The 17,428-nt window shown below is 63.7% G+C and carries 21 protein-coding genes; 6 read left to right on the top strand and 15 right to left on the bottom strand.

What is annotated here, in order from left to right; translation table 11 throughout:
* Nucleotides 1–21 precede the first annotated feature (21 nt).
* Nucleotides 22–591, top strand: a complete 570-nt coding sequence (locus VR74_RS15295; protein WP_299949534.1) for an IS5 family transposase — start codon at nt 22–24, stop codon at nt 589–591.
* Here the strand turns inward: VR74_RS15295 and VR74_RS15290 are convergent.
* The 9 genes from VR74_RS15290 to petA form a co-directional block, all read right to left on the bottom strand.
* Complete coding sequence (locus VR74_RS15290; RefSeq protein ID WP_045698279.1) at nt 588–1,292, bottom strand: molecular chaperone DjiA; 705 nt, start codon at nt 1,290–1,292, stop codon at nt 588–590. The two genes, VR74_RS15295 and VR74_RS15290, sit on opposite strands and share 4 nt — an antisense overlap.
* A gap of 88 nt (nt 1,293–1,380) precedes the next feature.
* Nucleotides 1,381–2,262, bottom strand: coding sequence for an ion transporter (locus tag VR74_RS15285; RefSeq protein WP_045698277.1), 882 nt, complete (start codon nt 2,260–2,262; stop codon nt 1,381–1,383).
* Nucleotides 2,263–2,344: 82 nt separating this feature from the next.
* On the bottom strand, nt 2,345–2,818 hold the full coding sequence (locus tag VR74_RS15280) for a nuclear transport factor 2 family protein (protein WP_299950785.1): 474 nt from the start codon (nt 2,816–2,818) through the stop codon (nt 2,345–2,347).
* Between the two features lie 153 nt (nt 2,819–2,971).
* Nucleotides 2,972–3,343 carry a hypothetical protein gene (locus VR74_RS15275; RefSeq protein WP_045698275.1) on the bottom strand — a complete coding sequence of 124 codons (372 nt, stop codon included), beginning with the start codon at nt 3,341–3,343 and terminating at the stop codon, nt 2,972–2,974.
* A gap of 102 nt (nt 3,344–3,445) precedes the next feature.
* Nucleotides 3,446–4,237, bottom strand: coding sequence for a hypothetical protein (locus tag VR74_RS15270; RefSeq protein WP_045698273.1), 792 nt, complete (start codon nt 4,235–4,237; stop codon nt 3,446–3,448).
* A gap of 68 nt (nt 4,238–4,305) precedes the next feature.
* Nucleotides 4,306–5,184 carry an S-methyl-5'-thioadenosine phosphorylase gene (locus tag VR74_RS15265; RefSeq protein WP_045698272.1) on the bottom strand — a complete coding sequence of 293 codons (879 nt, stop codon included), beginning with the start codon at nt 5,182–5,184 and terminating at the stop codon, nt 4,306–4,308.
* A gap of 82 nt (nt 5,185–5,266) precedes the next feature.
* Nucleotides 5,267–6,301, bottom strand: a complete 1,035-nt coding sequence (locus VR74_RS15260) for a cytochrome c1 (RefSeq protein ID WP_045698270.1) — start codon at nt 6,299–6,301, stop codon at nt 5,267–5,269.
* A gap of 19 nt (nt 6,302–6,320) precedes the next feature.
* A complete protein-coding gene (locus VR74_RS15255) occupies nt 6,321–7,781 on the bottom strand; it encodes a cytochrome b N-terminal domain-containing protein (protein WP_045698268.1) in 1,461 nt (486 codons plus the stop codon).
* A 15-nt stretch (nt 7,782–7,796) separates the two neighbouring features.
* Nucleotides 7,797–8,369, bottom strand: coding sequence for a ubiquinol-cytochrome c reductase iron-sulfur subunit (gene petA, locus VR74_RS15250; RefSeq protein ID WP_045698285.1), 573 nt, complete (start codon nt 8,367–8,369; stop codon nt 7,797–7,799).
* Between the two features lie 184 nt (nt 8,370–8,553).
* Here petA and hemF point away from each other — a divergent pair, with 184 nt between their 5' ends.
* A complete protein-coding gene (gene hemF, locus VR74_RS15245; RefSeq protein WP_045698266.1) occupies nt 8,554–9,438 on the top strand; it encodes an oxygen-dependent coproporphyrinogen oxidase in 885 nt (294 codons plus the stop codon).
* Here the strand turns inward: hemF and VR74_RS15240 are convergent.
* Together VR74_RS15240 and VR74_RS15235 are read right to left on the bottom strand one after the other, a co-directional pair.
* Complete coding sequence (locus VR74_RS15240; RefSeq protein ID WP_045698265.1) at nt 9,435–9,824, bottom strand: type II toxin-antitoxin system death-on-curing family toxin; 390 nt, start codon at nt 9,822–9,824, stop codon at nt 9,435–9,437. The two genes, hemF and VR74_RS15240, sit on opposite strands and share 4 nt — an antisense overlap.
* Nucleotides 9,821–10,045, bottom strand: coding sequence for an AbrB/MazE/SpoVT family DNA-binding domain-containing protein (locus VR74_RS15235; RefSeq protein WP_045698283.1), 225 nt, complete (start codon nt 10,043–10,045; stop codon nt 9,821–9,823). Before VR74_RS15235 ends, VR74_RS15240 begins: the two co-directional genes overlap by 4 nt.
* Nucleotides 10,046–10,316: 271 nt before the next feature.
* Between VR74_RS15235 and VR74_RS21170 the strand changes: the two genes are divergently transcribed.
* On the top strand, nt 10,317–10,793 hold the full coding sequence (locus VR74_RS21170; protein ID WP_299950782.1) for a TspO/MBR family protein: 477 nt from the start codon (nt 10,317–10,319) through the stop codon (nt 10,791–10,793).
* Here the strand turns inward: VR74_RS21170 and VR74_RS15225 are convergent.
* The 4 genes from VR74_RS15225 to VR74_RS15210 are packed head-to-tail and all read right to left on the bottom strand — an operon-like array spanning nt 10,777 to nt 13,697.
* Nucleotides 10,777–12,000: a CCA tRNA nucleotidyltransferase gene (locus VR74_RS15225; protein WP_045698264.1), complete on the bottom strand. Its 1,224-nt coding sequence runs from the start codon at nt 11,998–12,000 to the stop codon at nt 10,777–10,779. The two genes, VR74_RS21170 and VR74_RS15225, sit on opposite strands and share 17 nt — an antisense overlap.
* The gene (locus VR74_RS15220; RefSeq protein WP_045698262.1) at nt 11,987–12,403 is read right to left on the bottom strand and encodes a DUF6111 family protein; all 417 of its coding nucleotides are present in this window, start codon (nt 12,401–12,403) and stop codon (nt 11,987–11,989) included. Before VR74_RS15220 ends, VR74_RS15225 begins: the two co-directional genes overlap by 14 nt.
* A 59-nt stretch (nt 12,404–12,462) precedes the next feature.
* On the bottom strand, nt 12,463–13,089 hold the full coding sequence (locus VR74_RS15215; protein WP_045698260.1) for a CoA pyrophosphatase: 627 nt from the start codon (nt 13,087–13,089) through the stop codon (nt 12,463–12,465).
* Nucleotides 13,090–13,094: 5 nt separating this feature from the next.
* The gene (locus tag VR74_RS15210; protein WP_045698258.1) at nt 13,095–13,697 is read right to left on the bottom strand and encodes a DUF1285 domain-containing protein; all 603 of its coding nucleotides are present in this window, start codon (nt 13,695–13,697) and stop codon (nt 13,095–13,097) included.
* Nucleotides 13,698–13,756: 59 nt separating this feature from the next.
* Between VR74_RS15210 and VR74_RS15205 the strand changes: the two genes are divergently transcribed.
* The 3 genes from VR74_RS15205 to VR74_RS15195 form a co-directional block, all read left to right on the top strand.
* A complete protein-coding gene (locus VR74_RS15205; protein WP_045698257.1) occupies nt 13,757–14,755 on the top strand; it encodes a MoxR family ATPase in 999 nt (332 codons plus the stop codon).
* 10 nt (nt 14,756–14,765) lie between these two features.
* Nucleotides 14,766–15,632 carry a DUF58 domain-containing protein gene (locus VR74_RS15200; protein WP_045698255.1) on the top strand — a complete coding sequence of 289 codons (867 nt, stop codon included), beginning with the start codon at nt 14,766–14,768 and terminating at the stop codon, nt 15,630–15,632.
* Nucleotides 15,629–17,428 (top strand): BatA domain-containing protein (locus tag VR74_RS15195; protein ID WP_045698253.1); only part of this gene is annotated, 1,800 nt, incomplete at its 3' end. The genes VR74_RS15200 and VR74_RS15195, both read left to right, overlap by 4 nt.

Below are 17,428 nucleotides of genomic sequence, written 5' to 3'. Positions count from 1 at the left end.
GGTGTACAATCGCTTCAACAGATGGGCGAAGGCAGGCGTCTGGCTCAATGTTTTCAATGCCTTGGCGGAGCGATCTCCCGAATCTATGGCCTTCATCGACAGTTCGATCATCCGGGCCCACCAGCACGCCGCAGGCGGAAAAAAGGGGGCCCGGATAACGCCATCGGTCTCTCTCGTGGGGGACTGAGCACCAAGATCCATGCCGTGGTTGATGAGGCGGGCCTGCCGATCCGCCTGTCCCTGACGGCCGGTCAAGCCTCCGACAAGGCCGCCGCGCCTGCCCTTGTCGACAGCCTGAAGACGGCCGCCCATGTCGTGGCTGATCGCGGGTATGATGCGCTCTCGCTGGTCGAGCAGATACGATCACGCGGGGCCGAGGCGCATATCCCCACCCAGCGCAACCGCAAGGCCCAGCGCTCCGTCAACAGAGCCATCTACAGCCAGCGCAATCTGGTCGAGCGATACTTCAACAAACTCAAGCATTTCAGGCGCATCGCAACCCGATTCGACAAACTCGCCAGAAACTACCTCGCCGCCGTCGCTATCGCTTCTGTCAGACTCTGGACACGCGCTTATGAGTCCACAACCTAGTCCGGCCTGACTAGGAGGCCGCGCTCGGTGCGAATCTGGGCATAGGCCGCCGTGATTGCCGCCGCCTTGGCGTGGGCAGCCGTCTCGAATTCGCGCGGCGCCCCCATCTGCACGACGCGGTCGGGGTGATTGTCGGACATCAGCTGGCGATAGGCCGCCCGGATCGACTTGAATTCTGCATCATGCGGCACGCCGAGTATCTGGTAGGGATCATCCCGCTCCGGCCCGAGATGGCTGGCACGGATGCGCCGGAATGTGCTCTCGCTGAAGCCGAACGCCTGGCTGACATTCCTGAGGAACTGCATCTCTGCATCCGTCACCACGCCGTCAGCGCCGGCAATCTGGAACAGCCCGTCCAGCACGCCTTCGAGCAGGCAGGGCCGGTTCCTGTATTTGCGGCCGATGCGCCGGGCATAGCTTTCATAGCCGCGGACGGTCTGGCGGGCGATGTTGAAGACGCGGCGGACATTGTCGGCGTCTTCCGGTGCGGCGCGGAAAACGCGCGAGAAGACCATGATTTCCTGATCGGTGACGGCGCCATCGGCCATTGCAAGCTTGGCCCCCAGCCCGACAACCGCAGCGGTAAACCCGACATCATTGGGATCAGGCGCACACTCGATACCGTCCATTGCCGGTTCGGCCAACGAATCCGGTTCAAACGGGCGGTTGCCGCCCTCAAGCAGTCGTGTCCACAGACTCATCTTGGGCGCTTATAGCAGGTATTCCGCCAGATGTGAGTGAGGCATGGTGACAAGTGCGTGAAGGAACCGGCAGGCATGGCGCGACCGATCACCCCTGACGTGCACTCACCAGCTGTTTCAGCTCTGCAATCTCGGCGCGCATTGCGTTCATCGTCTTCAATATTTCGTTGCGCTGGGCATGGGCATCTTCAAGTTCCCCCTCGATCTCCTCCTCGATCTCCTCGAGCCCCTCTTCCAGAAGCGCTTTTTGTTCTGATGCCAGGGCGTCCACAACCAGGGCGATGAACAGGTTGAGGATGGCGAAACTGGCGATGAAGATGAAGATGATGAAGAAAATCCAGGCATAGGGATTGCCGTCATCGATGACTTTCTGGACGACTTCGAAGCGCCAGCCATCCATCGTCATGACCTGGAACAGGGAATAGGCCGATTTCGGCAGGTCGCCGAACAGGAGCTCGACGTCGGGATCCGACGTATCGCCGAACAGATTGGTGGCCATGACGGCGCCGACATAGGTGACCAGGGCCAGAACGGCGAATATGGCGCCCATGCCGGGAAGCGCCTTCATCAGGGCCTCGGTGATGCGCTTCATGACCGGAACAATGTGCAAGAGGCGCAGTACGCGCAGGACACGCATGGCGCGCAGCACGCTGAACGCCGAACTGCCGGGGATCATGGCCACGCCGATGACGACGAAATCGAACCAGTTCCAGCCGGACCTGAAGAACTGGAACCTGTAGACGACGAGTTTCAACAGGATTTCAGTCGCGAACAGCCAGGTTACGGCGACATCGAACACTTCCAGTGCGCGGACAAGGCCCGGCGGCAGGCTCGCATGATAGGTCAGGATGCCGAGCACCGCGGCATTGATGACGATCAGGATGGTAATGAAATTGCGAAACCAGGGACGCTCGATTTCGCGCTCGAGTACGGAATTGCTCGTTTCATTGTCGAGTGTTGCCTGCTTCATGCCTAGACCTCCGTCACCGGTTGCGTCGCCCGTGCGAGGTTTTGCCCGTAATGGCGCCGCATGCCAATCGCGGAATCCGGTTTCAGCCGGCTGATGTCGTCGTATCCGACACGATCAGCCATTCCCCACCGATCTTGCGCATCACAAGGGTATACAGCCCGGACGGCCGGTCGCCCGGCCGGTCAAGCCGCCAGGCGCCATGGGCGATCGCGGCATCGGGCGACAGGATCACGATCTCGTAGTCAGACGTCGAGAGGCGCCCCATCAGGTCCGGCGTGGCATAGACGCGCTTGTACCGTGCATTGGTTTCATCCCAGCCGCGCGTGACGTTGCCGCCAGAAGCAAAGCGCAGCTCGGGCGAGCGCCAGTATCCCTTCATGAACGCGTCGATGTCGCCCCGATTCCAGGCCGCATCCTGTGCTTCCAGCAGCGCGGTAATCCTTGCCGACTCCGCATCCACCTGCGCTGGCGTGAGAATGGGAACCGGTACAGTCTGCGGGGTGGCACAGGCCGTCATGGGCAGGATGAGGACAAGGGCGGCGAGGAGGTGTTTCATGTCTTGTGTCTCCAACCAGGTGCAGGATTGCCGAGGACACCTTAGCCCTGTTTGCGAAACGAAAAAGCCCGGCCCGTCCCAAGGGGGCGAACCGGGCCGATCGCAAGCGTCCGGCGGGGTGGCTCCGGACGCAGCGAATACAATGGAGCGGTGTTACCGATCGGTGATTTTCAGGCCGAGCGCCGAATCGATATCGAGTTCGGGTTCAGGCTCGAATTCACTTTTCAGATCCGTATCGACGGTCGGCCTCACCGGAAGGCTGGAATCCAGGTCGATATCGGTATCCATGTCGGTCTCGGGCGTCTGCAGATCTGCATCGCCTCGCGCTTCAACCGACAGCGCATGGTAAGGCCGGGGCTCACCCTCAATCACGATCTCAGCGCCGGTTTCCATGCTGGGCGGCGCAATGTCGATACTCGCGTCCGTTTCGGCAGTGGTGGTCGTGTCGATGCCCGGTACCTGCGTATAGGCGGGTGCGGTGATGATCGACAGGGCGGCGACAGTGGCAGTCAGCGTGCGTTTCATATTGAGGCTCCGTTACAAGAGCCAGACTGACGCCTCACGTCCGCGATGGTTCCCCCGGCATCCGGAATGCCCTGAAAGTGTCAATTTTCGCCAATGCGGCAACTAATGCAGGTCGGCTTCCGCCGCTACAGGGCCGCCATTCGCGACGGCCGGCTCGTCAACGTCTTCATCCTCGATCTCGTCGGCTTCAGCGGCCTTGGCAGGCTTGCGCCTGCCGAGCGGGCCGTGAATGTCGGCGGTCCGGTCATATTGCATATTGTAGTATTCGTGGGCCGTATGAGTCAGCGGCTGCGGCGTCAGGTGCAGGCCGTAGACGCGCAGGCGTTCCACCACTTCATCGCGCAGGTACATGCCCGGCAGGGCGTCCTGGCTGAAGCCGTGGCCTTTCATCCAGTCGCGCACATGCCAGCTGCGCACCGTGCCGGCGTCCGCCGGACGGGCCCCATCATGGACTTCCCACATATACAGCGTGGCAATGCCGTTGATGACCGCCTCCATCGCATCGTCCAGCGAGGCTGCCGGATCGCGGCCCTGGGCCAGCGTTGCGCGAAGGCCCATCTTGCGGGCTTCGAGTTCCTGATAGGTGGCGCCGACAACGGCGATGGCGTTGCGGTTGGCCCGGATCATGGTCGAATTCACGCCGTCGAGCTGGGGGTGGCGGATCGGCAGAAGGGCATCGGGGCCGGCCTCGTGATTGGCGGCAATCTGGGCGACTTCCGTGACCATGCGTTGCAGATTGATGCGCAATTCATGGCTGACGCCTTCAAGCGCCGACAGGGCCCCATCGCGCTCATCGTTACGCAGCCGCCAGAGCTGCCAGGCGATCATGAGCGCTGCTGCAACGAGCAGACCGAGGCCACCGGTAAAAAACGTATAGAAATCCGACTCGCTCATTCTGAGGTCCCCTTCAATTGTCCTGCGTGGCCTGAACAGCCTTGCCCCCGGCCAATTGTCAGGAAAGCTTAACCGCCAAGTGCGCGGCCTGCAATCACTTGCAACTTTTCCAGCATGGCCGGATCGCGGGCGGCCGGAGCGGTTATCAGGGCATGGTCGAGGCATGTGTCGATGCCGTCGGGCGATGGCGTGCGGGACGTGCCGGCCAGCTTCTGCGCCAGTTCGACCACGGCCCGGCGCGCGAGCGCGCTGTTACGGCCCATGATTTCGAGGACGTTGGTCACGTTGACCGCCTCTTCCGCCTCGCGCCAGCAATCATAATCAGTGACCATGGCAAGGGTTGCGTAAGGCAGTTCCGCTTCGCGGGCGAGCTTGGCCTCAGGCATCGCCGTCATGCCGATCACGTCACAGCCCCACTGGCGATACAGCTTCGATTCCGCAAGGGACGAGAATTGCGGGCCTTCCATGGCGAGATAGGTGCCCCCCCTGTGAATGGCTGCGCCAGCGCCCTCGGCTGCATCCGCTGCTAACGCCGACAGCCGCGAACAGACAGGACGGGCCATCGAGACATGGGCCACCATTCCCGGGCCGAAGAAGGTGGACTCACGCGCCACGGTGCGGTCGATGAACTGGTCCACCGCCACGAAATGGCCGGGCACGTATTGTTCCTTCAGGCTGCCGCAGGCGGAAATCGAAAGCACATCGGTGACACCGGCGGCTTTCAGAGCGGCGATGTTCGCGCGGTAGGGCACGGTCGACGGGCTGAGGCGGTGGCCCTTGCCATGCCGGGGCAGGAAGACAAGCTCGACCGGACCGATTCGCCCGCGCACGAGCATGTCGGACGGCGCGCCCCAGACTGTCTGGACGTGCGCCTCGCGGCGATCTTCCAGCCCGTCAATTTCATAAAGGCCGGAGCCGCCGATAATGCCGAGCGTCCATTGGGTCATGTGTCAGGTCCTAAAATGAAAACCCCGCCTCTGGACACCAGTCCGGGCGGGGTCGTCAATTCAACAGAATGTCAGATCCGGCCTAGTGCTCGACCTTGCGCCAGATGCGCTTGTAGGAAAACCACAGGAGAATGGTCAGGATACCGAGATAGATCATGACCGGCAGGCCGAGCGACTTGCGATTGGTCTGCTTCGGCTCGCTGGCCCAGGCCAGGAACTGCGCCACATCGTGGGACATCTGCTCGGTTGTCGCCTCGGTTCCGTCATTGAACGTGACGCGGCCGGGTGGCAGTTGCGGCCCCATGGCGAGGAAGCCGCCAGCCGGTGCGTGGCGCGGATCGCCTTCATATTGCGGCGTCGTGTCGCCCGCCATGTACGGATTGTAGTACTGGCCTGCAGGCTGGACCAGAACGCCCGCGTCGCCGTCTGCCGCCTTGTGTCCGGGAAGGTGGACTTCCGACATGTCGATGACGGTCTGCGTGACGGCAGGTGTCGAGACTTCGGCGACATCATCGGTCGGATCATCGGGCGTGCCATTGTCGGACGCAGGTGTTGTCACCTGGGCCGGGGTCACTTCGCGGGTGCCGATGGCCTCGTCAGACGGATAGCCGGACAGGAGGCTGTAGACATAGCTGGCGCCGCCGTGGCGGGCCTTGACGATGACCGACAGGTCAGGCGGCGCAGCGCCATTATTGGCCGCGCGGGCCGCGTTCTCGTTCGCATAGGGCGAGCGGAACGTGTCGGCAGGTGTTGCAGGGCGGAAATCGTAATCGCCGATATCGTTCGGTGTCGGGCTCTGGATTTCAACGTCTGCGGCCAGCGCCTTCACGAACGGGTTGTCGTTCGCGTTCGGATAGTCGGCGTCGTAGAACGGCCCGCCCGGCTCGCCGAGATTGCGATAGCTCATCAGTTTCATCGAGTGGCAGGACGCGCAGACCTCGCGATAGACCTGATAGCCACGCTGGACGGATGGCATGTCGAACTGGCCGGTAATGCCGTCGAAGGACCAGCCGCCTTCGGGTGCATGCGGATGGGCGGCGGCGCCGCCTTCGGCGTGCGCCATGGCGGCGAGGCTGAGGCCGGCAAGACCGGCAGCGAGAATGCGGAACGCTTTCATGGATCTACCTCGAGGCTCCCTATTCGGCCGGAACGGCGGTGGCTGTCGGCGCCTTGTGGCGCTTGAGCACGGACTTGTGGATGGATTCCGGCAGTTCCTTCGTCTTCTCGGTCAGGCCGACGAAGAACAATATGAAGAAGTACCCGAAGTAAAGGATGGTCAGGATCAGCGAGAGCTGGCTGAACTGGAACGTCTTGGGTGCCACGGCCGCCAGCGACGGGGTGGAATCGGCCGGCAGGCTGTCCATGAAACGTTTCGCGTCAACATAGGCCTCATGACCGCCCTTGTATTCGCTGGTCGCTTCCTGACCGTTCTCTGTATAGCTGACGACCAGTATGTCCTCGCCCTGAAGCGCCGGGATGACAGGGGCGTCAGGCAACTTGGCACCACACCAGCCGAGCAGCAGGCAGACCACGACAAAGCCGAAGAACAGTTGGCGGGCCACCGGGCGGTAGCGCATGGATTTCACCTTCGACGTGTCGAGCCACGGCAGCACGAAGAGGATCGCGATAGCGGCGAACATGGCGATCACGCCGAGGAGCTTGGCAGGGATCGGGCCGATATCGAATGTGATGGCGCGCAGGATGGCGTAGAAAGGCAGCATGTACCATTCAGGCACGATGTGCGCCGGCGTCACCAGCGGGTTGGCTTCGATCGCCTGGTCGGCATGGCCGAGCGCGTTCGGGGCGTAGAAGACGAACGCGGCGAACAGCATCAGGAACAGCATGATCGCGAAGGCGTCCTTGACCGTATAATAGGGGTGGAAAGGCACGGTATCCTTTTCCACGTCCTGGACTTCGACGCCGGTCGGGTTGTTGTTGCCGGGAACATGCAGGGCCCAGACGTGAAGGATCACGACAGCCGCGATCATGAAAGGCAGCAGGTAGTGCAGCGAGAAGAAACGCTGCAGCGTCTGGTTGCCGATGGACGGCCCGCCGAGAATCCAGGTCTGCAGGCTTTCGCCGACCAGCGGGATGGCGCCGAACAGCGACGTGATCACGTTGGCGCCGTGATAGGACATCTGGCCCCATGGCAGCATGTAGCCGAGGAAGGCCGTCGCAATCATGAGCAGGAAGATGACACAACCGAGGATCCAGAGGACTTCGCGCGGCGCCTTGTACGACCCATAATAGAGACCACGGAACATGTGGATATAGACCGCAAAGAAGAACATCGACGCACCGTTGGAGTGGATGTAGCGCAGCAGCCAGCCATAAGGTACGTCGCGCATGATCCGCTCGACCGACGCAAAGGCGCCGTCGATACTGGCTTCATAATGCATGGCCAGGATGACGCCGGTCAGGATCTGGACGACGAGGCAGATCGCGAGGATCCCGCCAAACGTGTACCAGTAGTTCAGGTTCTTCGGCGTCGGAAAGCTGATTGCCGTATCGTTCGCAAAGCGAATGATCGGCAGGCGCGCGTCGAGCCATTTCTCGAATCCGGTATTGGGCGTGTAGGATGATTCATGTCCGCTCATCAGAGATGTCCTTCCTTAGAGGGAAATGTTGACCACGGTTTCCGACACATAATTGTAGTTCGGAATCGGGAGATTGGTGGGGGCCGGGCCGCTGCGAATCCGGCCGGACGTATCATATTGCGAGCCGTGGCACGGGCAGTACCAGCCGCCATAGGCGCCGACATTGCCCTGAGTCGGACCAACCGGGACGCAGCCAAGGTGGGTACAGGCACCCGAAGTGATGAGGAAGGCGCGGTTGAACGTGCCGTCCGCCATGGGGCGCAGGCGCTCTTCATCGGTTTCCGGGTCGGGCAGGGTCGCCACATTCACCGATTCGGCCGCCGAAATCTCGGCCGGCGTACGGTGGCGAATGAAGAAGGGCTTGCCGCCGATCAACACACGGATTTCACCGCCAAGCGGCACTTTCGAAATGTCCACGTCGAGCGACGAGGCTGCGCGCGTATCGGCTGCCGGGTTCCACTGCTCAACCGCAGCGATGGCAAAGGCAGCGACGCCGCCGAATGCGACCGCGCCAGTCGCGATGTGAATGAAATTGCGGCGATCTTCGTCGACGCCTTCGTCCTGGGAATGTGCAGTTTGATCAGTCACGCTGTACCCGTCCTTCAAGGCAGATTCTTGGCCCCGTATTACACAAGCCCTCCTGCCCTGCACATTGCGGCAAGGCGACACGGGAGGCCCCGGTAAAACACTTAATGACGCGCGTTATCCTGACTTGTGGCCTGTGACAACAGCGCGCTTGTCGCAGGAAGCCGGACGGCGCATCAAAAGGCACATGACAGATCACGATCTCAATGCCCGCCAAGCGCGCGCCAGCACCTGGTTCAAATCCCTCCAGGATGACATTTGCCGCCGCTTTGAGGCGCTCGAGGATGCGGCCAGTCCGCCCCTTTACAAGGGCCCGGCCGGGCGGTTCGAACTGACCGAGTGGCGGCGCGGCGACGGATCGGAAGACCTTGGCGGCGGGCGCATGGGCCTGATGCGGGGCAAGGTGTTCGAGAAGGTGGGTGTGCACTTTTCCCTTGTGCACGGTACGTTTTCAGAGGCCTTCGCGGCGCAGATTCCCGGCGCAGACCAGTCAGGCGGGCATTTCTGGGCCAGCGGCATCAGTCTGATCGCCCATCCGCGCAATCCGCACGTGCCCGCAGCGCACATGAACACGCGCATGCTGGTAACCAGTGACAGCTGGTTTGGCGGCGGCGGCGACCTCAATCCCCTTCTCGCCTACCAGCGCGACCAGGCCTTCGAAGATTCTGTGGATTTCCATGCGGCGATGAAAGCCGCGTGCGATTCGTATGCCGGCGCCGATTTCGCCGCGATGCGCGATACCTGCGACACCTATTTCCACCTGCCCCACCGCAATGAACCGCGCGGCACGGGCGGGATCTTCTATGACCGCTTCAATACCGGCGATTGGGACGGCGATTTTGCCTTCACCCAGGAAGTCGGCCGTCAGTTTGCGGACATCTACCCGAAACTGGTGGCCCGCCGGATGAAACGGCCATGGAGCGAGGCCGAGCGCGAGGAACAGCTGGTCCAGCGAGGACGCTATGTCGAATTCAACCTGCTCTACGACCGAGGCACGACCTTCGGCCTGAAGACCGGCGGCAATGTGACCAGCATCCTGTCCAGCATGCCGCCCGTGGTGAAATGGCCCTAGGTCACTTCCTCGCATGACCGCCTCAGCCAGTCGGCATGGACCGTCTCGTCGATCTCGCTCGCGGCATGCTGCAGCGTGAAGGCGAGGCGTTCGGCCAGTGGCGCGGCCATCTCCCAGCCATTCGCGCGCAGGAACAGGAGCGCAGCAAGGAACCCGATCCGCTTGTTGCCATCGAGAAAAGGATGATTGCGGATCAGCCCCGCCGCATAGAGTGAAGCAAGCGTGAAAAGATCTGTTTCTCCATAGGCGAAGGCATTCAGGGGCCGCGCCACAGCGCTTTGCAGCAGGCCCTCGTCCCGCAATCCTTCGAGGCCGCCATGCAGGTCGATCTGGCGGTCGTGCAGGCGAATGATCAGGTCGAGCGGCAGCCAGACCGGCACGGTCATTTCGCCAGCGCTCGCAGCACCTCGCGGTTGTCTTCCATGATCTTCTCGGCAAGCTGCATCAGCCGGTCGACTTCCTCGTCCGATACAGTGAGTTCCACACCGGCCTTGGTGCGCGTGACATCCAGGAAATCGCCTTCCTGAACCTTCAGCGCCTCGAGAACCTCCTTCGGCAGGACCACGCCGAGCGAGTTTCCGATCTTGCGGACTTTAAGCGATGTCATGGCGTTGCCTTTCGGGAGCATATGTAACCACATGCGTTATAACACAGCTGCCCCAGGATACCAAAGCGCCTGAAGACCGGCGGCAATGTGACAAGCATCCTGTCCAGCATGCCGCCTGTAGTGAAATGGCCGCAAGGCGCCGAACCGGCTGCTCGCCTCAGGCTGCCCTGGCTTGAGGCAGGAATCAAAATTCCGCCTGAAATCAACGAACTGCCATGACGGATCGGCTGTATGAGTTTACACTCATGCCATGGTGGTTCGCCGATATCCCATGCCGTGGATGAGCGCCGTGCTGATCGTGATCAGCGCGGTTCTCGTCAGCGTCCTCGGACTTTTGCTGGCGGATGACGCCGCCCGCGAATGGTATTCGGGCCTCGTCAAACCGCCTTTAGCGCCCTCCGGCGACGTGGTCATTCTTGCGTGGCCTGTAGCATTGATTGCAGTTGTGGCCGGAGCATTGCGCGTCGCCAAGGAGACGGGGAGTTTCCGCGATGCAAGCAGCGCCCTTGGCCTCTACTTCACGCTTCTGGCCGGTGAGATGATCTGGAATCTCGCCTTTTTCGGCCTCGCAGATGCCGGGCTGGCTTTCGGCGTCATGACCGTCGTGCTGATCCTGTCCTTTGCGCTCGTGCGTGAATTCGACCGGTATTCGCGCACGGCGGCGCTGATGCAGCTTCCCTATCTCGGCTGGCTGATGTTTGCGGCCTACCTCACGGCGGCCACGTGGGGCGTCAACGCCGAGGCTTGAGCAGGGCAAGGAGTGCGTCGCGCCCCAGCGTGAAATCGCTGTCGATCCAGGCCGCCTCAGCCGCCCGCAGCGCCTTGCCGACATCCGGCCCGGCCAGGCCGATGGCCAGCGCATCGTCGCCGCCGATCGGAAAGACGGGCCGTGGCCAGCCTGTTATGGCGTCAATCCGCGCCGCAAGGCCGCCAGCCTGCTCGGTCTGGGCCGCTTCGAGCACGGCCCGGTCGGTTACCGCCTCATGCCCGTAGGCATGGATCGCCGCATGCAGGTCGCGTGGCGCGAGGCCCTGGACATGGTCCATCCCGGCGCTGGCCCATGCAGACAGGCGGCGTGCCTCCTCATTCGACAGCCTGAGACGAAGGGCGACCGCGTCCATTTCCCGCCCGCGCCGCGCCAGCATGGCCATCACCCGCTGCATCGGATCTGCGGGGAGCCCGGCCTGACGCTCTGCCTCGCACAGTGCGACCACGCCATCCGCGTGTGCGCCAGGCAGGATTTCGTCCAGCACGCCGCTTTCCTCCATGGCCAGCACGGCGGCGGATGGATCCGGCGCCGCGAGGAGCTTTTTCAATTCCTTCCAGATGCGCTCGGCTGCAATTTTCTGGAGCCCCGGCCTCTGGCGCGCACACGCATCAAGGCCCGTCCCGTCAATGGCTTCGCCATACCAGGCGTTGAAGCGGAAGAAGCGCAGGATGCGCAGGTAATCCTCGCGCAGGCGTTCGTCGGCATCGCCAATGAAGACCACGCGGCCGGACCTGGCATCCGCAAGGCTGCCGGCAATCGGCTCGGCCACATGGCCTTCGGCATCGGCGTAGAGCGCATTCAGGCGAAAATCGCGCCGGGCAGCATCTTCGGCCCAGTCTTCAGTGAAAGCGACAACCGCCCGGCGACCGTCTGTCTCGACATCGCGCCTCAGCGTCGTGATTTCGAAGGGACGGTGACCGAAAATGGCCGTGATCGTGCCGTGGTCGATGCCCGTCGGAAGGGCGCGAATACCGGCGGCCTCCAGCGCAGCGATCACAGCTGGCGGCGTCAATTGGGTGGCAATGTCGATATCGTCGTCGCTCTGCGTCGTGCCGCGAAAGACATTGCGCACGCATCCGCCGACAAAACGCGATCCCGCAGGACGCGCAACCTCAAGCGCGGCCATGACGGCCTGCGTGCCGGGATGGCTCAGCCAGGGCGGTGCAATGCGCTCAATCGGGGTCATCGGAGCTGTCTGGCGCCTCGGTATCGGGAGAACGCGCCCGGATGTCTGACGGGTCGCGCCCCTCGCCCGGACCATCGGCCCCCTGCGGCACGATTCCGGGATCCCGTCTCAATGGCACGCCAACGTCGCGCACGTTCTGTTCGCAAGGATAGTCGCGCGCAGGAATGATCACGCCATTCTCGAACCGGGCCGGTTCATGGCAGACATCGCGCTCTTTCTTTTCAAACAGGATCAAGGCGAACCAGACGATCGTTGCCAGCGCGAGGCCGACGAGGAACAGGATCTGGATCGGCCATTTGCGCCGCCCTTCCTCCTCCGCATTGGTCGTGACCAACACGTAGAGCCCGAACACGAGGAACGGGATCGAGAAGATAAAGAGCTCAAAAACGAGTCTGCCGGCCAAAAGTCCCCTCCGATTCAGGTATATGTTTAGATAGGCCCCTTGCTGCGCCAAACCAAACCCTAATCTCCCCCCTCATACAGGGTCTGGTACAGCCGCCGGATAATACCGGCCGTCACGCCCCAGATCCGATAGCCATTATGCGGCATCTCGTAATACTGGCGATTCTGCCCCTTGTAGATCGCCTGGCCCGTCTGATGGTTGGCCGTGTTCATCAGGAAATCGAGCGGCGTTTCGAACACGTCTGCCACTTCGGTCGGGTCCGGCACGGCGACGAAATCAGCCGGCAGCACACCCACGACCGGCGTGATGCGAAAGCGCGTGCCGGTCACATAGGGCGCGCCCTTGCCGATCACATCGACATCTCCCGGTACGACGCCAACTTCTTCCTCGGCCTCGCGCAGGGCAGCGGCCACTTCATCCACGTCCAGCGGGTCCACCTTGCCACCCGGGAAGGCAACCTGGCCGGCATGGGTGGACATGGTTACCGGACGGACGGTGAGCAGCGCGGTGGCGCCTTGCCTGCGCGGGATCACGCCGATCAGCACGGCGGCCGGCCGGATGATCGCGACCTCTTCCGGTGTGAGGAAGTCCATGTCGCCGGATTCCTGCAGGTTCATCGCGCCGACCGGCGGGTCGAGCCGCGCAGCCGCACGTGTCAGGAAGTCGTCGAGATTGGTGTATGCCATGATGATCAGGCAGCCGGACCGATGGGAAAGAAAACGCCCTGGCTCCAGACGCCCAGCGTATCGGAGCCATCCGGATTGGCAATCGCCATGCCGGCGAGTTCATAGAAGACCGGCCGGGCAAGTTTCGCCTCGAGGCGGCCGCGCACGCGCACATAGGGCGCCGGTTCGCCGGTCTCGCTATCGGTTTCAACGCGCAGCGGACGGTCAGGACCCGCCACCGTGACGTCTCCGACATTGGTGAGGAAGGCGAGCGCCTGATCCGGCCCCGGTTCTCCGGCCCGGTCGACGCGCACCGCAATGAAAGGCGCATCCTCAACCTCGACCACGACTTTTTCATAGGGTGTCACGAGATAGGTCAGCCCATCCTCATCCTTGCGCAGGATGCGGGAAAACATCTTGACCATGCGCTCGCGGTTCATCCGGCCGCCTTCGTGCCACCAGCTGCCGTCGCGGCGAATGACCATATCAATATCGCCACATTTCTGCGGATTCCACGAATCCACGGGCGGCAGTTTCCCCGACAGCTTGCCATCCGGCATAATGGCCTTAAGCGTCTCTTCGAGACTGATTGTGTTGCCGGGACTGGATTTCACGTCGCGCTCCGCCATGATGAGGCCTTAGACATAGGTTTGTTTACCAGATACGTGAAGCCGGAGGCGCTCTTTATATGGCCGATACTGCAGTAGATACGAATGACATCGTTGCCGAGGCCGAGGCGGCGACCGAGACCCTGCGCCAGGTCAAGGCTGAAATCGGCAAGGCCGTCTTCGGGCAGGAACGCGTCATCGAACTAGCACTGGCAGCCGTGCTCGCGGGCGGTCACGCCCTGTTGATCGGCGCGCCGGGCCTCGCCAAGACGCGCCTCGTTGAGGCGATGGGCACGGCGCTCGGCCTGTCGAATCAGCGCATCCAGTTCACGCCGGACCTGATGCCGTCCGACATTCTCGGTTCGGAAGTGATGGACGAGAGCGTGGCCGGCCAGCGTACGTTCCGCTTCCTCAAGGGCCCGATTTTCACCCAGCTCCTGATGGCGGACGAGATCAACCGCGCCAGCCCGCGCACCCAGTCTGCCCTGCTGCAGGCCATGCAGGAGCGCCATGTCACGGTTGCCGGCGTGCGCCACGACCTGCCGGCGCCCTTTCATGTGCTGGCCACACAAAACCCGATCGAGCAGGAAGGTACCTATCCCCTGCCCGAAGCCCAGCTTGACCGATTCCTGCTGAAAGTGGATGTCGCCTATCCGGACCTCGACACCGAACGCCGCATCCTGATCGAGACGACCGGCGGGGCCGAAGGCACCGTCCGCCCGGCGCTGGATGCCGCGCAGCTCATGGCGATCCAGGCGCTGGTGCGCCGCATGCCCGTGGGCGAAAAAATCGTAGCAGCCATCCTGAACCTCATCCGCGAGGCGCGCCCCGAACAGACCGGCGACGCCCGCGTGCAGCGCCTCGTCGACTGGGGCCCCTCCCCGCGTGCCGGACAGGCGCTGATGCTCGCCGCCCGGTCCCGCGCGCTTCTTCGTGGACGCCTCGCGCCATCCATCGAAGACGTCGAAGCCCTCGCCGAACCTGCCCTCGGCCACCGCATGGCCATGCGCTATGACCCGACCGGCGAAGCGCCAAGCCTTACCGACCTGATCAACGACCTCGCGCGGAAGGTGGCGTGAATTTCCCGGAATGACCCCCTCCTCCGATCTCCGCGCTGAAGCCGAGGCGCTGGCCCGCCAGCTGCCGAACCTGAACTTCAAGGCCGAAGCCTCTGAAGCCGCCCATATCGGCAGCGCCGGGCGCCGCCGCGCGGGCACGGGCGAACAGTTCTGGCAATACCGCCGCCATACGCAGGAAGATGCTGCCGACCGCGTCGACTGGCGCCGCTCGGCCAAGGGCAGCGACCTGTTCGTGCGCGAGACCGAACTGGAAACCGCGCGAACGGTGCTGTTCTGGTGCGACCCGCATCCGGGCTTCAACTGGAAGGGCGAGGGCGATATCCGCACCAAGGCCGATGAAGCGCGCCTCCTGATGCTGGCGCTCGGCCTGATGATGTCGAAGGATGGCGAGCGTATTGGCGCCCTCGGCGCCGGCCGCACGCCCAGCTTCGGCAAACGCGCGGTCGACCGGCTTGCCGAAGACATCTCCAATGGCGCAGGCCGCCCCTTCCCGCCGCCGCCGCGCAGCTCGGCGACGCTGGTCATCGCCTCAGACTTCTATGATCCGATCGCAGAATGGCAGGCGCGCCTCAAACCGCTTGCTGCGCGGTGTCCCGAAGGCGTGCTGCTGGCAGTCGCCGCCCCGATTGAACTGGACTTCCCGTTCCAGGGCCGCGTGAAGCTGCGCCGGCCCGGTGACCTGGGCGAGCGCATCCTCGGGCGCGCCGAGACCCTGCGCGACGAATACAAGCGCAAGTTTGCCGAGCAGCGCGAGGCCCTGCTGAAACTCGCCACACAGATCGGCTGGCGCCTCGTGACACACACGACGGCGACGCCGAGCCTGCACGGCGCGGCCCGCCTGAAAATGGCGCTTGAGAGTTTCGGGGCACGCGGATGACCGCGCTGGGCCCGTTCCTGTTCGGCGCGCCGCTGGCGCTGCTGGCGCTCATCTCGCTGCCGATCATCTGGTGGGTGCTGCGCGCGACGCCGCCCGCGCCCAAGGATGTGGAACTGCCCTCACTGCGCCTGCTTGAGGGCGTCGAGCCGAAAGAGGAAACGCCGGCCCGCACGCCGTGGTGGGTCTGGCTGATCCGCACACTGGCCGCCGCCGCTGCCATCGCAGGCCTGTCGCAACCTGTCTATGCGCCCGGCGCCCGCAATGAAGCGCCTGACGCAGGCGGCGCGCTGCTGGTCGTGGTCGACAATGGCTGGCCGTCCGCACCGCGCTGGAGCGAGCTGATCGATTCCGCCACCGCGACGCTCGACACGGGCGGACGCGACGCGGCCACCCACCTGCTGCTGACGGCGCCGCAGACACTGAATGCCGATCCGGCCACGCGCCTGTCACGCACGGACATGGCCAAGCGCCTCTCCTCGCTGCGCCCGCAAGCCTGGAGCACGGACCGGACCGAGGCGCTGGCGCGCCTCAAGGCATCAGGCCTGAAACCGGCGCGCATTTTCTGGGCCAGCGACGGGATCGAAGATGAAGGCGGGCGCGCCTTTGCCGCCGCGCTTTCGGCCATGGCGCCCCTGTCCGTCTATGCTGCGCCGCCCAATGGGCCGGCTGCGATCACGTCCATCGCATCGCAGACCGATTCCGTCTCGGTGACGCTGCGCCGGGTCCAGCCGCACGGCGAAGAGCGCAGCTTTGTCTCCGCCCTAACGCTGGATGGATCGGCGCTCGCGACAGCCGAGGCCGTGTTCATTGACGGCGAACGCGAAACGGCCGCAAGCTTTTCCATCCCGGCTGCTGCCCTCTCGCGGGTCGCGCGCTTCACGGCGACGGGCCGCCAGGGCGCAGGCACGGTCTGGCTCTGGGATTCGGCCAATCGCTCGCGCCGGGTCGGCCTCGTGGATACGGGTTCGGTGGCGCAGCCGCTGCTGTCCGACATGCATTATGTCCGCAAGGCGCTGGAGCCCTTCGCCTCGATCACCGAGGGCGATATCGAAGCCCTTGTTTCCACCTCGCCCGATGCAATCATCCTGACCGATATCGGCCAGATCCAACCGGATGACGCGACGCGGCTCGCAGAATGGGTCGAAGAGGGCGGCGCGCTGATCCGCTTTGCCGGGCCGCACCTTGCCGCGCAGGGCGATGACCTCCTGCCTGTGGCGCTGCGCAGGTCATCGCGGGCCCTGGGCGGGGCGCTGGCCTGGGACGAGCCGCAGGCGATGGCGCGGTTCCCTGACACTTCCCCGTTTGATGGCCTTGCCATTCCGCCGGACGTTCGCATCCGGCAACAGGTTCTCGCCAAGCCTGCGCCGGACCTTGCCCGAAAGACCTGGGCGCGGCTTGCCGATGGCAGCCCGCTTGTAACAGCAGACACGCGCGGCAGCGGAACGCTCATCCTGTTCCACATTACGGCCGGGCCGGACTGGTCGGACCTGCCTTATTCGGGAACATTCGAACAGATGCTGCGCCGGTCGATTGCGGCAGGGCGCGGCGAATCCGTGAACGATTCCGAGGGCGCCTATTCACCGCAACTGGTGCTCGACGGCTATGGCCGCCTCGCCTCAGCGGGGGCCAATGCGGCGCCGCTGAAAGCCGCTGATTTCGGCACGGTCAAGCCGTCCGAAACCCACCCGCCGGGCCTGTATCAGGGGCCGTCCGGAACCCGCGCACTGAACACGGGCGCAGGCGCCCGGCCCGCGCTGATCGAAGCCTGGCCACCGGCGGCGCGTTTGCTGGGCGAT

Source organism: Hyphomonas sp. BRH_c22 (genome assembly GCF_000961795.1).
Lineage (GTDB): Bacteria > Pseudomonadota > Alphaproteobacteria > Caulobacterales > Hyphomonadaceae > Hyphomonas.
The sequence above is the reverse complement of the archived record's forward strand: the minus strand, read 5'-3'. Positions and strand labels throughout refer to the sequence as shown.

Excerpts from the sequence above, each read along its gene's own strand:
- VR74_RS15225 (WP_045698264.1), bottom strand. The coding sequence starts at position 12,000 with ATGACCCCGATTGAGCGCATTGCACCGCCCTGGCTGAGCCATCCCGGC.
- VR74_RS15295 (WP_299949534.1), top strand. The coding sequence starts at position 22 with ATGGGCGAAGGCAGGCGTCTGGCTCAATGTTTTCAATGCCTTGGCGGA.
- VR74_RS21170 (WP_299950782.1), top strand. The coding sequence starts at position 10,317 with ATGCCGTGGATGAGCGCCGTGCTGATCGTGATCAGCGCGGTTCTCGTC.
- VR74_RS15280 (WP_299950785.1), bottom strand. The coding sequence starts at position 2,818 with ATGAAACACCTCCTCGCCGCCCTTGTCCTCATCCTGCCCATGACGGCC.
- VR74_RS15260 (WP_045698270.1), bottom strand. The coding sequence starts at position 6,301 with ATGAAAGCGTTCCGCATTCTCGCTGCCGGTCTTGCCGGCCTCAGCCTC.
- VR74_RS15235 (WP_045698283.1), bottom strand. The coding sequence starts at position 10,045 with ATGACATCGCTTAAAGTCCGCAAGATCGGAAACTCGCTCGGCGTGGTC.
- VR74_RS15285 (WP_045698277.1), bottom strand. The coding sequence starts at position 2,262 with ATGAAGCAGGCAACACTCGACAATGAAACGAGCAATTCCGTACTCGAG.
- VR74_RS15215 (WP_045698260.1), bottom strand. The coding sequence starts at position 13,089 with ATGGCATACACCAATCTCGACGACTTCCTGACACGTGCGGCTGCGCGG.
- VR74_RS15290 (WP_045698279.1), bottom strand. The coding sequence starts at position 1,292 with ATGAGTCTGTGGACACGACTGCTTGAGGGCGGCAACCGCCCGTTTGAA.
- VR74_RS15210 (WP_045698258.1), bottom strand. The coding sequence starts at position 13,697 with ATGGCGGAGCGCGACGTGAAATCCAGTCCCGGCAACACAATCAGTCTC.
- VR74_RS15205 (WP_045698257.1), top strand. The coding sequence starts at position 13,757 with ATGGCCGATACTGCAGTAGATACGAATGACATCGTTGCCGAGGCCGAG.
- VR74_RS15270 (WP_045698273.1), bottom strand. The coding sequence starts at position 4,237 with ATGAGCGAGTCGGATTTCTATACGTTTTTTACCGGTGGCCTCGGTCTG.
- VR74_RS15275 (WP_045698275.1), bottom strand. The coding sequence starts at position 3,343 with ATGAAACGCACGCTGACTGCCACTGTCGCCGCCCTGTCGATCATCACC.
- VR74_RS15265 (WP_045698272.1), bottom strand. The coding sequence starts at position 5,184 with ATGACCCAATGGACGCTCGGCATTATCGGCGGCTCCGGCCTTTATGAA.
- VR74_RS15255 (WP_045698268.1), bottom strand. The coding sequence starts at position 7,781 with ATGAGCGGACATGAATCATCCTACACGCCCAATACCGGATTCGAGAAA.
- VR74_RS15240 (WP_045698265.1), bottom strand. The coding sequence starts at position 9,824 with ATGACCGTGCCGGTCTGGCTGCCGCTCGACCTGATCATTCGCCTGCAC.
- hemF (WP_045698266.1), top strand. The coding sequence starts at position 8,554 with ATGACAGATCACGATCTCAATGCCCGCCAAGCGCGCGCCAGCACCTGG.
- VR74_RS15200 (WP_045698255.1), top strand. The coding sequence starts at position 14,766 with ATGACCCCCTCCTCCGATCTCCGCGCTGAAGCCGAGGCGCTGGCCCGC.